Here is a 12,907-nt window from a genome sequence, read left to right as displayed (position 1 = left end):
TGTAACTGTGGCAACCCGCAATTTGAATTATCGTTTAGGTGAATTTAAAAGTAAAATCCTTTTAAGCCATCAACCTGTTCAGGTTTACTTACACTTTAAAGTACGTTGGTATTAAAGAAAGGGTTGCAATCAATTCAATTATTTTTTAGAAACATCAGGTACTCTGCAAAACAGCAGGTGAGTTATTATTTTTAGCATCTGATGTAACAGCCCGCCAGAACTGCAGGTTGAAATGATTGCGGCCGGTATTGAAACCGGAATCCATAAAAATAGTGAATAATGTTTTCAACCTTTTTTGCTACCAAGTCCGCGGGGCAGTGAAGCGGGATGAGCTTAAGTTTAATTTGTGAGATCATTCCAGCGCCCGGCGGCGATATAAAAACAAAGGCGAAAGAAAAGGCAGCCTGCCGGTGTAAGATTGTATCACCAGAAAAATTATAATTATAGGTAGTGCGGCAGCATTATATATGCCGCGTATGCTATGCCGGGGTTTTAGTGGAGATGCGTTATTATTTTAGTACCTGCTGCGCAAGTCAGGGCTGAATAAACAGCCAAAAGAGCAACAAGTATTTTGTTGCAGCAATGTTTTAATTGAATGTTTTTTTAATCACCCCTGTTGATTGGTAATATTGAACATCCAGCGAATGCCGAATTTATCTTTGCAGGTTCCCCAGTAGCCCCAGAATTCGTCATGAGGCGCCACGCCATCTGCTCCGTCCAGGGAGAGTTCGTTGTACAGCCGGTCGGCTTCTTCTTTTGTATCCGGGTTTAAACTGATGGTAACATTATTGCCTTCCACCAAATGATGCCCCATACTTTCAAGCATATCGGTTGCCATAATTTGTGTGCCACCCAAAATGGGCAATGCCACATGCATCACTTTTGTTTTGTCAGCTTCAGAAAGGGCGGGCATTCCCGGTTGAGCTGGCATGTCGCCCATACGCATAATGGGAGCAGAAAATTCAGCCTTAAAAATTCTTTTATAAGCATTGAATGCTTCTTCTGCATTGCCTGCAAAATTGAGGTAGATAGATACGCTTGCCATGCTTTTTGTTTTAGTTATAAGGTGAAAATTAGGAAAAGTTTTTAAAAATTCAAATGGGCGAACTTTTAAGATGGCTGCAAATGGAGAACAACACAAGATGCACAGTCCGCTCACGATGCTATTGGTAAGCCGTTGTCCGAAAGATACCTTCTTCATCAACGGTACTGCTAAAACAGGCGTTTAAAAAATTGTTCCTGCGGCGCAGAAAAACCTGCAGCAACAAGGTTCAGAAAAATAAAAGCGATATGCTATTGTATAAACCAGTCAGCTTACACGCGGGATAACCCAAACGCATAGAATTTAGTTAACCAATAAGTCAAAATGCTGACCATGGTCATTTATTCCCTTAATTATCCCACTTATTTTTACCGCTCATAGATATTAAAAACACGGGCAATCTATTCTTGGATAGCCCTTTTTATTTTTTGCAGCCCCTGCCGTGAAAACCTTGCCGGTAAGGAAAACGGCAGGCAGGGGTGTTAACAGGTCATTCAAAAAACTGATGGTGGCCGAAAGCGCATGGTAAAACTGCCAAACCATTCCCCGCCCTGGTGCAGGCCCCTTACAGCAGAGCCGGCTATGAAAATTTGTGGTAACTTTTACCCGGCCAAATGCTAATTCGATTTAAATACTTTTACAAAATCTACATACATGCTGCCGGTTACAATTTGTGCAGCATTAAAATTAGAAAAGAAATCGCCGCCAACAGCCAGGTTCAGCGCAACACGTTCTGTTTTGCCAAAGAGATTGGGCACATAACTGCCCGTTTTAGTTTCAACTATAACCCCGTCAAATAAAGAGGTTAAACTGTTTTGCGACCATATCATTTCATACACATGATAACAATCTGTGAGGCTTACACCGGAGGTAATAATGCCCACCTGGTTTTTTACCAGGTTCCTGTTGGCGGCCCTGCCATAAAAATAATTGGTTTGGTATTTAAAAGGCTCCTGCCCTCTCGCTTCCAGGTAATCTATTTCTCCCTGTGTTGGCCATGGATCGCCATAGCTCCAAAAGGCAGGCCACATACCATAACCGGCGGCCAGTTTTATGCGGGCCACTATCCGAATTTTAGGAGTAACGGCGGATGCTGAAATATTGGTTTTACATTCAATTCTGCCAGAGGTATAATTAAATGTTTTGGGTGTTGCATCAAACGGGGTTGTGGCGCCCGTTACGGTTTCTTTTTTTGCGGTAATAACAAGATTGCCATTCTGCAACTGGAGGTTGGCAGCCTGGTAATATTGCAGTTCATTGTTGAAGGCACCACCGGTCCACACATTCCATTTGGTAAGGTCGGTATCAAAATTATCTTCAAAAACTTTGGTATAGCCCGCCGCTGTTACAGCGGTTTCGTTAAACACATAATCGCAGGTGCCCGTTGCACTTACAGTGACATTGCTTAACGAAACTGGGGCCAGGGTAGCATTTTGCTGCAGGGATGCATCCATCGTTTTATGGCAAGCTGCCAGGTTGGTAAGGCATACAAGGGCTGCAAATAACCTGTTGCCTGTTTTGGTTACACTTTTCATGCAATAATCGTTTGGTGAACTATTTTATACAATAATAATACTTTATAATGTGATTAAAGGCATGCTGCTGCTGGTTTAGCCGGAGGGGACAAAAATAATTTGTAATGAAGGCGTTTATTTTAAACATGCGGTGATAAACCGACGCCCATTGCGGAAGGGAGTCTGTGCAGGCTGTGTTTTGATGCATATACAACAGGGTGGTTGGTGTGTTAAATCAAACAGGAGTGGTTTAAATCATACAATGATATGTTTCATGCTCTGTCGCAACTAAATAAAAGGATTTAGCTTACTGAAAATAGAATCATGTATAATATTTTGATTGTTGAAGATGAAGTTGAGTTGTCTCACTTGTATGTGAGGTTATTTAGCCTTTGCAGGTACCGTATCAAAGTTGTATCTGCCGGAAAAGATATTCATGCTGTGATAACCGACTATCAACCAGACGTTATTCTCCTGGATATTTATTTAAGAGGTGAAGATGGAAGGGATATATGTAAAGAAATAAAACAAATCCATCAAAATATTCCCATCATTTTGGTGTCAACAGCCAACCAGCTAAAGCAAATGGCGGATGCCTGCGGCGCAGATGACTACATTGAAAAGCCCTTCGACATTTATAACATCATGAATAAAGTTGCCCGGTGGGGAAAGGGATGTGAAAAATTAAAACTTGATTCTGCAAAATAAATTTCCACTCCTTTTACGTGGCTGAATGCTGATATCATCCAACTTATACAATTAAATAAATCCTATACTACCGCTGGTTCCTGTCAATATTTTCTTTGGGTCCATTATTGTACAGTGCAGGCTTTACTTTAATTAAAAAGCTAACCATGCCCAATATTTTAATTGTTGAAGATTCTGCTGAGTTTAAACATGTTTACATTCAGCTTTTTTCAATGTATAATATACATGTTACAGCAGTATCAACGGGCAACGGGCTAGATACTATTATAGAAGCTGCAAAACCTGATCTGATTTTATTGGATATATATTTAGGGCATGAAGATGGAAGAGATATATGCAAAGCAATCAAACTAACCCACAACGCAATTCCAGTAATTATGGTATCAATTAGCAGTGGCCTTAAAGCAAAGTCGGTTGCTTGTGGTGCGGATGACTATATTAAGAAACCTTTTGACATAAAACATTTGTTGGGGAAGGTGAATAAATGGACACAAAATAACCCGAACTAAAACAGGGTTCACCAAAATAATTTCAACTCATTACACCCGGCACAATACAACTGCGCAGTAACTATTTTGATGATTGAAAACAGGTCATTAGCAAAGTAATTGTTAAACACAACTTGCACCATATGTTGGTTTATATAATTTTGATGTTGGAACTTTAACGCAGGCAATTTCTTTCAAAGTGAGAACGTTTGTACTGATAATTACCATCTGAAATTTTAACATTGCCCCACATGAAGAAGATTCTGATAGTTGATGATGAACCTGATTTACTACAAATGGTTTCGATTGTACTCAGGTTAGAAAATTTTGAAACATTTACTGCTGGCTCCAGGGATAAAGCCCTGGCGATTTTACAAGGGGTGATTCCGGATTTGATCATACTGGACGTAAACCTTTCCGGCTGCGATGGCAGGGATTTTTGTAAAGAATTAAAATCCAGTACTTCATTTAAACATATCCCAATACTGCTGTATTCTGCAGATTCACAAAAGTTAGCTGATTTTGAATTATGTAATGCAGATGCAGTGATTGGTAAACCATTTGAAATTGCACAGCTTACTGCTACCGTTAAAAGTTTAGTCATAGCAAGATTCAGCTGACCAGGTATAGACTTTAAATATTTACCTCCTGGTAAACCATTACGGCCCGCACATCAACAGGATTTTTACAATTGTAATTATCGCCCGTACGGCAGCGTTACCGGTGCTGTGTATTCAATGCCGGCTTTTATGGCAGATGCGTTATTATTTATAGTGTGTGCTGTAAAAATCACGCCGCTACGGAAACCAAGCCGTGACACGATGACGCAAAGGTTCAACGTTGACACTGTGAGTTTGCATTCCCTTTCTCTGTTAACTTTCTTGAAAAGATGAATCATCATATTTGTTTCCGATTGAAGAAACGATGGAAGAAATTTTTCTGACTTCCAGTTCTTCGTGGACCTTTGTTCTTAATTTATCTATCCAAATTACCAGTACCAGGGCAATCAAATTGATTTCAATAACAAAGTCCGCAGGGTCATTTATTGAACCAAATGCGAAGCTGGAAATATCTGCATCAAAGGTAAAGTTGATTGTATGGGTCAGGTCAAAACCAACCATAATACCAATGCCTGCCACATATTTAAAAGCAAATCCAAAAACAGTAAATGGAACCAATTGAAGTAGTTGGTTTATAAAAGAGTGGGTCAATGCCGCTTTTTTTACCTTCATACAAAGTATGCCGCAATAAATAGAATACAAAAAGAAAACCAGCACAAACATATAAGGAACAAAGGCCAGTAAGGTAAACACCTGGCCCCGGTAAAAAAGCCAGATAAATACTATGATCCCGGCAACACCACCAATAACCTGGTAGAGGCCAAGCTTTAACAGGTTTAACTCTGTTTGTTTTGAAATGTATTTTTTCATATTTAAGTATAGGCAAGCAGCGATGTAAATATAAGTTATACCACCACTACTGAACTGGATCATCCAAAATGTTTCTACTGAATTTTTTGGCAAATGATAACTGACTATGAAATAGCACAACACGAAGGAACAATAAAATATTTTCGGGCAGTGCATCCCATTTGAAGTTTAGTAACATCCAGGCACAGGACGGAGTGCCCCGCCTGAATTGTGGAACCCGCATTGTTACGGACATCCCTGCCCCTGATGGGTACGTGATATCCCATCACTTATTTTTAATGATACCTGAAAATTGTTCACGATAAGTTATGCCAACCGGTATTTGTTTTTTATTGATAACAACCATCCCCTTCTCAATAATTTCAATATGCTTCAATGAGATGATATAGGATTTATGAATACGGATAAACTCTTTAGCCGGCAGCATCTTTAATATATCGGTCATAGGTAATAAGCTCATGATTTTTGCTTTTACCGTATAAAAGGTCATATAATTTCCTGCAGCTTCAATATAATAAATGTCATCAGTTGCTATTTTATATGTTTTCGAACCGCTTTTAATCAGTACTGATTCTCTTTTCTTTTCTGTGTCCGCAGTTACGGATGAATCTTCTTTTTTTGAGGAGGAAAAGTCAGCCACCTTGTTAACCCCTTTTAGAAAGCGGTCATATTTTATAGGCTTCATCAGGTAGTCTACAGCATTAAGCTCATAACTTTCTGCGCCGTATTCTGAATAGGCGGTGGTAAATATTATTTTTGGCAACACAGGCAATGCCTTCAACAATTCAATACCTGAAAGTTCCGGCATATTAATATCGATAAACACCATATCCACCGGAGTTTTTAATAAGAAACTCATAGCGTCAAATGGGTTGGTAAATGCCGCGACAAATTCCAGGTGGGGCGTTTTTTGAATGTACCCGGATATCAGTTCAAGGGCCAGGGGCTCATCATCTATAGCAATGCATTTCATACATGAACTGGTTTAAGCTGGATTTCTAATGTTACCTGGAAAAAATCATCCCCGTCGTTTATTTCCAATGAATATTGGTTTGGATACATCAGCAGCAGCCGTTCCTTTACATTTTTCATTCCAATACCTGAATGGGCCTTGCCGGGGCCAACCGGACTATGGTTCTTTAAATTTTTTGATTCGAACAGCAGCACCCCCGAATGTATCGATAACGAAATGGACATTTCAGGTTCCTTACTTAACATGATCCCATGTTTAAATACATTTTCAATAAATGGAATAAGAATCATCGGGGCGATTGTAAAGCTTTGATAATCTCCTTTGACTTCATATTTAACCTTACCTGCAATTTCGGGTGACAAACGCTGCAACTGTAGGTTAATATAATTGTCAATATACAGCAACTCTTTTTCAAGCAGCACCTGGTCCTCGTTACTCTCGTAAAGCACATAACGCATAAACCCGGATATTTTTTCTATAATGTCTGCAGTAGGCTCATCATTACTTTTTACCGCACTGGCATAAGCCATATTTAAAGTATTGAAAAGAAAATGAGGATTGATCTGGGCTTTAAGATATTTTAATTGGGTATTTAAATTTTCGCTTACCAACTGTTGCTGCAATTTATTGCTGATCACCCAGTTTTTGGTTAGCCCATAACCTAAAGACAAAGACAGGATTAAGAATTTACTTATAAGGTTAGCATTGACTTCAGCAAAAAGCGGTTCTTTTTCACTGGAAAAAAGAGATATCGCATAAAAATGATCAACAGTAGTATTGATCAAAACAATACCAACATATATACCTGTCAGTGAAGCAATATACCATGTGAACCGCTGCCTCGAAAAAAAGCGGGGGATGAGGTACAATGCATTACAGTAGAACAGTAGCATGCTTAAAAGCGTATTCCAAATCAATGGCGGGTAAATGCTCCCATCTACTTTACGAAACGGTCCCAAAGTTCTAACCTGCAACCACATCACCATAAAAAAAGAGCTCCAGATGAGAAAATGAACCAGGGGTTCAATACGGTCTTTCAACCGGGATATTTTGAGCATCTTCATCATTTAGCTTGTAAATATAGTTGAAGAACAATTGAATAGCAGGGCTGAAAATTCATTATTATTTGAATTGCGTGTATTGCTATTTGTATTGCGTTTGTCCATTAAATGGAGGCGGTACCATCACTTTAAAGCCTGTTCAGATAATTGATTTATTTCTAAAAATTAAACCCTGGTATTTTGTAAAAAATTATCATTAAACAACTTTATTATGACAACAACAACTTACCTATCAGTAATCCTGTTATTTATTGGATGCTCCGTTTATGGCCAGCAAAAAGAGCAACCCTCATTGGAAGGCTCCTGGATGGGTAAAGCTAACGCCAAAGATTTGTCTTTGGAAGAATTGGTACTATTCAGGTTTGAAAAGAAAAACAATTCGATTAAAGGCTACATGGATTTTCCTGACAAGAGATTAAAAGACATCCCTCTTGATAAAGTTTGGATGGTTAAGGATAGTGTTTTTGCAGATGCAAGAAAGTCGTTGGGCTGGCCAGAGTCGGCGCCATTAATTTTTAAAGGACGCATCATGCCTGGCGATTCCATTATAGATGGCGTATGGGGCGGTGAAAGGCATTTAGAAGTGAGGCGCACCAATTATGTATTTACACTTAAGACAAATTTAAACCCTGCACTTGCTGGTTATAAAATAATTAAATTAATAGAAAGTACTCCCATTAAAGACCAGCAGGTTACCGGTGCCTGCTGGAGTTTTGCAACTACCTCTTTTATTGAAACCGAGGCAATCAGGCTAAAGAAAAAAGCGGTTGTACTTTCACCCATGTTTTTCGTTCGGCCAACTTATATCAACAAAGCCGAGAACTATATAAGAAGAAACGGGAGCAGCGCTTTTGGGGAAGGGGATTTAACTTTCAGCGTTTTGAAAGCCTACAAAGAATATGGCGCCATTCCTGAAATGGTTTACCCGGGAAAAAATGGTTCTGATACAAAATATGATCATTCTGAAATGAATATTGCCCTGCTGGAGAAAGCTAAATATTATTCGCAATCTCATGGCAATTTAACACCGGCACTTTACATGAAAGATATGGACGACATCCTGACTCAAACCCTGGGTAAAGTTCCTGCCACATTTGTTTACGAAGGAAAAGTATTTACCCCTAAAACGTTTGCAACAGAAATGATTGGCATCAATCCCGACGACTATGTAGAAATTACTTCCTTCAGCCATCATCCTTTTTATACAAAATTTGTTTTGGAAATTGAAGCAAACTGGAATAATAATTACTATTTGAATTTGCCTCTTACAGATTTTAATTCCGTCATTGATGATGCCCTGCTGCATAATTATTCGGTTTGCTGGGACGGCGATGTTTATGAAGGGTTGAATAACGGTTTTGCTGTTTTGGATAGTAATAAAATCATTACACAACAGATCCGGCAGGCAGCCTTTGATAACCGCACCACAGAAGATGTACATAATATGCATATTATTGGTATGGCTAAAAACCAAAAAGGTGAACCATTCTATATCCTTAAAAATTCATCTGATGGTAAAGACTGCGGAGGGTATCTCTATATGTCAAAAGAATATTTACTTTTAAAAACCATTTCTGTAATGGTTAATAAAAATGCTATTTCCAAAGCAATAGTTAAGAAAGCAGGAAATAATCTTTAGAAGTAATTATCACCAGCTGCAATGACTGCTGGTTGCAGAGTTTAGCAATTTATGTAGAGGCTCGCCTCGGAAAATTCTGGGCGAAGACTCGGAGCGGAAGAGGCGGCCGCTCGGGGTAGGAGTGAGGGCCGGATTGTTTTTACTGCTGTCGCTGTACTGGCGATGTGGCTTTGATTTTTTTGCAAGCCGCAGCACTCGCCCGGAAATTTCAGGGCGAAAAACCCGGAGCGGAAGAAAATTAACCCCGGGTTAGCAAATAATTTCAAATGATGAACCTACATTTTATCAAGCACAAAAAATTGACGGAACTCGGTAATCGAATTAACGTTCATGCCATTGCGTTTTGCTGGTATCCAATTTGGACTCAACTTTAAACACCTTATCACTTCGTCTTCTAATCCATACCCGAATTTAGTTTTCTTCTGAAAATTTACCAGTGCACCTTCGCTCGTTACTTCAAATTTGATGATCACTATGTATTTTCCGACTTTTGCCCCGTTGTCAATGCCAACAGCACCATTCATATTTTTTGCTACAAACTTATTTTGTTCTACCATGCCGCCAGGAAAGTGGGCAGCAGAATCTACAACAGTATAAATGGTAGAATCATTGATAACAGTTGTATTGGCAGCGACATTTGTTTGAGCAAATCCATTAAACGAGATCGTCAATAGCAAGAAAAAAATAGCAGGTTTTAGCATATACCGGTTTGGGTTTAGGTGAAAGAATTGTAAGGTACAAGATAGCACAAAATGTAAATGAATTGACTAAGCAAAGCGCAGCGTTGCAATGCAGTACCGCTACCTGCGTTCACCTTTTTTTTACAAGTCGCATTGATCGCCGACCTGGCGGGGGTAACTTTCAAATTGTTTCTGAACGATCATGGTGTAATGCGTGTACTCCACGCTGTTAGTCGGCGAGTGTCTGCAACTAATGGTGGTTGAGGGCTTTAGCAATTTGAGCAGCAACTCGCCTGTGAATTTTTTGGTTGGAAAACTCGGAGCGGAACAAAGACACCGGACGAGTCTGGCGCCTGGTGAGTTATGAATGAGCTTCTTTTTTAGGCGATTTTTTTAGTCGGATAAATACCCATTTCCCTAACCCAAATCAGCTAATTTTACACAGCCTCACTTGTCTTTACAAAGAAAGCTGTTGATGTAGAAAATTAGCCGGAGAATACATTTAAAACCATTTCAATTATGCCAGGAAAATTAAGCGGTAAGATCGCCATTGTAACAGGCGCCAGTGCGGGAATAGGCAGAGCATCCGCCCTTGCTTTAGCCGCTGAAGGAGCTAAGGTTGTAGTAACAGCCCGTCGCCAGGAAAGGCTGGACTCCTTGGTAGCTGAAATCAAAGCAATGAACTCGCAAGCCTTTGCGGTTGCAGGGGATGCCAACGACGAAGCAACCGCCAAAAGATGCGTTGAAACCGCCCTGGATGAAGCAGGAAGAATTGATATTCTTTTGAACAACACCGGCATAGGCAATTATAAAAATCTTGTTGACACTTCTTTGGAAGAGTATGACCAGCTGATGAATACTAACATGCGTACCACTTTTATTTTTACGCGGCAAGTGGTGCCGCAAATGTTATTGCAAAAGCAAGGCACTATCATTATGATCTCATCGATGGCAGGCCTGTATGGTTTTGCAAACCAGGCAGTGTATTGTGCCACCAAATTTGCCCAGGTGGGTTTTGCCCAATCGCTTGATAAAGAACTTAGACCGGGTGGCATTAAAGTGGGCGTTATTTGCCCCGGCGGTGTAAAAACGGAGTTTGCCATTGGTGCCGGCCGCACGGAAGAAAGTGTTGCCCAGTCGGGCATGCTCGAAGCAACGGATGTAGCGGGGGCAGTGTTACTGGCTTGTACGCAAGCCCCGGGGTCAAGAATTATTGAAATTCAAATGCGGACGATGAGTGAGTCGCTGTAAGCAATTTATAATTCCATACGAATACAAAATACCAGTACTGTTTTTATGGGCCCGGCGGCATTGCTGCTATTGCACATCGTTGCGTCGCAGCCGATAGGTATCGGCTCTTGTACGTTCTGTTCCTATGCAGCGATCAATACATACCAGGGCAAGAGGCGGGCGGAAATGCTGCCAAATAAGCAAACCTTCTTTTTAGTGGATCCTTTCAGGTGCCCACTCACGCTGCCGGCTATGATACGATCACCTGCAGGAACAATAGAGCGGTTGTAAAATGCACACTTAGTCCGGCTTCACATATTTGCGCCAGTTATGTTGTTCTTTAAACCCCAACACTTCGCGGATTTTACGGTTTGAAAACAGAGCTTCATGTTCCTCCAGGTCATGGGTAACCGGCACACCTGGAAAAAACCGCTCAGCCAGTTCTTTAGCGGGGATAATAGCGCCATTGTGATCATTGCCGGCATTGAAAATCTGGAAACCAAGATTGTCATTTTTCAAACATAAATCCACAATTTGTCCCAGGTCACGTGCATCAATATAACAGAAAGCATTCCTGCGTCGCATGGCAGGGTTTTTAAAATACAACGGAAACAGTTCGGCGTATTCGTGGGGCTCAATCACATTCCCAATACGAAGCGCATAGATATCAAAGCCTGACCGGCGCTGGAAGGCACGAGCCGTTTTTTCATTCACCACCTTCGATAAACCATAGCTATCCATTGGGTCAACATCATAGTCTTCCTGTAAAGGCAGCACATGGGGGTCTGTTTGGCCGTCTGAAAAGCAGATACCGTAAGTGGTCTCGGACGAAGCAATAATAATCTTTTTAATGCCAAGCTTCACGGCTGCTTCAATCACATTATACGTACCGATCGTATTGACCCGAAAAGTTTCATTATCAGGTGTAATTAAGATCCTGGGGATAGCAGCAAAATGTACTACCGCATCAAAACGTGGTACGCCGTTACCTGGTTCCAGCTCATCTAATCCTGCATACGAACTCATTGCATTAAACATTTGCCCGGAGTCTGTAATATCAGCTACCAGGTTATCCACCCCCGGATAGTCTAAACGCACCAGGTCTACATTCATCACCCGATGGCCCTGGTTCAGAAGGTAAGGGATCACGTGTTTTCCTGCTTTTCCCGATCCTCCTGTAAATAATATACGCTTTTTAGTCATGAAGTTGCCTGTTTAATAGTGATTGTATTCTTTGGCAGCCGGCAAGCTCTGCGGTACAAGTTCCCCGGCAGAACCATTGGTGATTGCAAATGTAGGAAGAATGAAGTCTTAGGCCTTAGTTTTCAAAGCCGCTCTCACCGACGATGCAATGACAGTGATGGCATCGTTGTCTTGCTGGAAAAAAAAGTGACTCCCTGCCGGAGATCAGGCGGCCGTATGGGGTAGAAGTGAGTGCCGGGTTGTTTTTCCTGCCCTGTCTTTCCTGGTCATGAGGCTTTGATTTTTTTGCAAGCCACAGCACTCGCCTAGGAAATTAGAAATCGTTTGAACCGGTGTACCGAAGCCCCCGCCTGGACTTCGACCAACGGGCCGGGTTTGCGCTTGTTCGTTTGTAAACAGGTATACGCTATTGTGATAGTCGGCGATGCCTGCAACTATTGCCGGTTGGCGACTTCAGTAATTTGTGCAGCAACTCGCCTGAGAAATTTCAAGGCGGAGATTCAAGCTGGAAGAAAAAGTTTATGGAAATGGCAGCGTTACTTGCTCTTAGCGTAAAACACAAACCATGAGAAACTGTATTTTGTCGTTTCTGTTAGTTATACTGAATGAAAGTTGCACGAGTATCACTAATAAGAACGAAGATCCATTGAAAGTTGCAAAGTTCTATTGTAACTGTGTAAACCACCAGCTGGCCGGCGCAAAAGACTCGTCCGTAAATTTAAATGATTGCGAAACATTGCTAATTCATCAAAGCCGCCTTCTAACAATTTATACTGACTTTGATAATCTTAATAATTATAGTTACTTAACAATTGATAGCGCCAGAAAATTCGCCACCCAGGTTTTTAATATTGAAGATACCCTCTGTTATGAAAAACTTGACTTTAGAAAAGTCAAAAAAATCCCTCATATAAAAATGTGAACGACGTCAATCTACTG

At 40.8% G+C, this 12,907-nt stretch carries 12 protein-coding genes; 5 read left to right on the top strand and 7 right to left on the bottom strand.

Annotated elements, in window-relative coordinates; genetic code table 11:
* Positions 1-607 precede the first annotated feature (607 nt).
* Both JWR61_RS19275 and JWR61_RS19270 read right to left on the bottom strand, forming a co-directional pair.
* Entirely contained in the window at positions 608-1,045 is a 438-nt protein-coding gene (locus tag JWR61_RS19275; RefSeq protein ID WP_301929360.1) for a VOC family protein, read from the bottom strand.
* A gap of 614 nt (positions 1,046-1,659) precedes the next feature.
* Positions 1,660-2,577 (bottom strand): glycoside hydrolase family 16 protein, encoded by a 918-nt coding sequence (locus JWR61_RS19270; protein WP_301929359.1) that lies wholly within the window; start codon positions 2,575-2,577, stop codon positions 1,660-1,662.
* A 303-nt stretch (positions 2,578-2,880) separates the two neighbouring features.
* Here JWR61_RS19270 and JWR61_RS19265 point away from each other — a divergent pair, with 303 nt between their 5' ends.
* The 3 genes from JWR61_RS19265 to JWR61_RS19255 all read left to right on the top strand — a co-directional run bounded on the left by JWR61_RS19265 (position 2,881) and on the right by JWR61_RS19255 (position 4,372).
* Positions 2,881-3,264 (top strand): response regulator transcription factor, encoded by a 384-nt coding sequence (locus JWR61_RS19265; RefSeq protein WP_301929358.1) that lies wholly within the window; start codon positions 2,881-2,883, stop codon positions 3,262-3,264.
* 146 nt (positions 3,265-3,410) lie between these two features.
* The gene (locus JWR61_RS19260) at positions 3,411-3,773 is read left to right on the top strand and encodes a response regulator transcription factor (protein ID WP_301929357.1); all 363 of its coding nucleotides are present in this window, start codon (positions 3,411-3,413) and stop codon (positions 3,771-3,773) included.
* A gap of 230 nt (positions 3,774-4,003) precedes the next feature.
* Positions 4,004-4,372 carry a response regulator transcription factor gene (locus JWR61_RS19255; RefSeq protein ID WP_301929356.1) on the top strand — a complete coding sequence of 123 codons (369 nt, stop codon included), beginning with the start codon at positions 4,004-4,006 and terminating at the stop codon, positions 4,370-4,372.
* A gap of 252 nt (positions 4,373-4,624) precedes the next feature.
* On the opposite strand, the gene JWR61_RS19250 is transcribed toward JWR61_RS19255, so the two are convergent.
* The 3 genes from JWR61_RS19250 to JWR61_RS19240 form a co-directional block, all read right to left on the bottom strand.
* Positions 4,625-5,182 carry a hypothetical protein gene (locus JWR61_RS19250; RefSeq protein ID WP_301929355.1) on the bottom strand — a complete coding sequence of 186 codons (558 nt, stop codon included), beginning with the start codon at positions 5,180-5,182 and terminating at the stop codon, positions 4,625-4,627.
* Between the two features lie 265 nt (positions 5,183-5,447).
* Positions 5,448-6,155: a LytTR family DNA-binding domain-containing protein gene (locus JWR61_RS19245; protein ID WP_301929354.1), complete on the bottom strand. Its 708-nt coding sequence runs from the start codon at positions 6,153-6,155 to the stop codon at positions 5,448-5,450.
* Positions 6,152-7,213 carry a sensor histidine kinase gene (locus JWR61_RS19240; RefSeq protein ID WP_301929353.1) on the bottom strand — a complete coding sequence of 354 codons (1,062 nt, stop codon included), beginning with the start codon at positions 7,211-7,213 and terminating at the stop codon, positions 6,152-6,154. The genes JWR61_RS19245 and JWR61_RS19240 overlap by 4 nt, the downstream gene beginning before the upstream one ends.
* 214 nt (positions 7,214-7,427) lie before the next feature.
* On the opposite strand from JWR61_RS19240, the gene JWR61_RS19235 reads away from it, so the two are divergent.
* On the top strand, positions 7,428-8,855 hold the full coding sequence (locus JWR61_RS19235; RefSeq protein ID WP_301929352.1) for a C1 family peptidase: 1,428 nt from the start codon (positions 7,428-7,430) through the stop codon (positions 8,853-8,855).
* Positions 8,856-9,130: 275 nt separating this feature from the next.
* Here the strand turns inward: JWR61_RS19235 and JWR61_RS19230 are convergent, their stop codons facing one another.
* Positions 9,131-9,556 carry an energy transducer TonB gene (locus JWR61_RS19230; protein WP_301929351.1) on the bottom strand — a complete coding sequence of 142 codons (426 nt, stop codon included), beginning with the start codon at positions 9,554-9,556 and terminating at the stop codon, positions 9,131-9,133.
* A gap of 498 nt (positions 9,557-10,054) precedes the next feature.
* Here JWR61_RS19230 and JWR61_RS19225 point away from each other — a divergent pair, with 498 nt between their 5' ends.
* A complete protein-coding gene (locus JWR61_RS19225; RefSeq protein ID WP_301929350.1) occupies positions 10,055-10,786 on the top strand; it encodes an SDR family oxidoreductase in 732 nt (243 codons plus the stop codon).
* A 279-nt stretch (positions 10,787-11,065) separates the two neighbouring features.
* On the opposite strand, the gene JWR61_RS19220 is transcribed toward JWR61_RS19225, so the two are convergent.
* Positions 11,066-11,968 (bottom strand): NAD(P)-dependent oxidoreductase, encoded by a 903-nt coding sequence (locus JWR61_RS19220; RefSeq protein WP_301929349.1) that lies wholly within the window; start codon positions 11,966-11,968, stop codon positions 11,066-11,068.
* Between the last annotated feature and the right edge of the window lie 939 nt (positions 11,969-12,907).

Origin of the sequence: Ferruginibacter sp., assembly GCF_028288465.1 — a bacterium.
Taxonomy (GTDB): domain Bacteria; phylum Bacteroidota; class Bacteroidia; order Chitinophagales; family Chitinophagaceae; genus Ferruginibacter.
The sequence above is the reverse complement of the archived record's forward strand: the minus strand, read 5'-3'. Positions and strand labels throughout refer to the sequence as shown.

What these genes read in the sequence shown, in the direction of transcription:
- JWR61_RS19275 (WP_301929360.1), bottom strand. Translation starts at nt 1,045, where the DNA reads ATGGCAAGCGTATCTATCTACCTCAATTTTGCAGGCAATGCAGAAGAA.
- JWR61_RS19270 (WP_301929359.1), bottom strand. Translation starts at nt 2,577, where the DNA reads ATGAAAAGTGTAACCAAAACAGGCAACAGGTTATTTGCAGCCCTTGTA.
- JWR61_RS19265 (WP_301929358.1), top strand. Translation starts at nt 2,881, where the DNA reads ATGTATAATATTTTGATTGTTGAAGATGAAGTTGAGTTGTCTCACTTG.
- JWR61_RS19260 (WP_301929357.1), top strand. Translation starts at nt 3,411, where the DNA reads ATGCCCAATATTTTAATTGTTGAAGATTCTGCTGAGTTTAAACATGTT.
- JWR61_RS19255 (WP_301929356.1), top strand. Translation starts at nt 4,004, where the DNA reads ATGAAGAAGATTCTGATAGTTGATGATGAACCTGATTTACTACAAATG.
- JWR61_RS19250 (WP_301929355.1), bottom strand. Translation starts at nt 5,182, where the DNA reads ATGAAAAAATACATTTCAAAACAAACAGAGTTAAACCTGTTAAAGCTT.
- JWR61_RS19245 (WP_301929354.1), bottom strand. Translation starts at nt 6,155, where the DNA reads ATGAAATGCATTGCTATAGATGATGAGCCCCTGGCCCTTGAACTGATA.
- JWR61_RS19240 (WP_301929353.1), bottom strand. Translation starts at nt 7,213, where the DNA reads ATGCTCAAAATATCCCGGTTGAAAGACCGTATTGAACCCCTGGTTCAT.
- JWR61_RS19235 (WP_301929352.1), top strand. Translation starts at nt 7,428, where the DNA reads ATGACAACAACAACTTACCTATCAGTAATCCTGTTATTTATTGGATGC.
- JWR61_RS19230 (WP_301929351.1), bottom strand. Translation starts at nt 9,556, where the DNA reads ATGCTAAAACCTGCTATTTTTTTCTTGCTATTGACGATCTCGTTTAAT.
- JWR61_RS19225 (WP_301929350.1), top strand. Translation starts at nt 10,055, where the DNA reads ATGCCAGGAAAATTAAGCGGTAAGATCGCCATTGTAACAGGCGCCAGT.
- JWR61_RS19220 (WP_301929349.1), bottom strand. Translation starts at nt 11,968, where the DNA reads ATGACTAAAAAGCGTATATTATTTACAGGAGGATCGGGAAAAGCAGGA.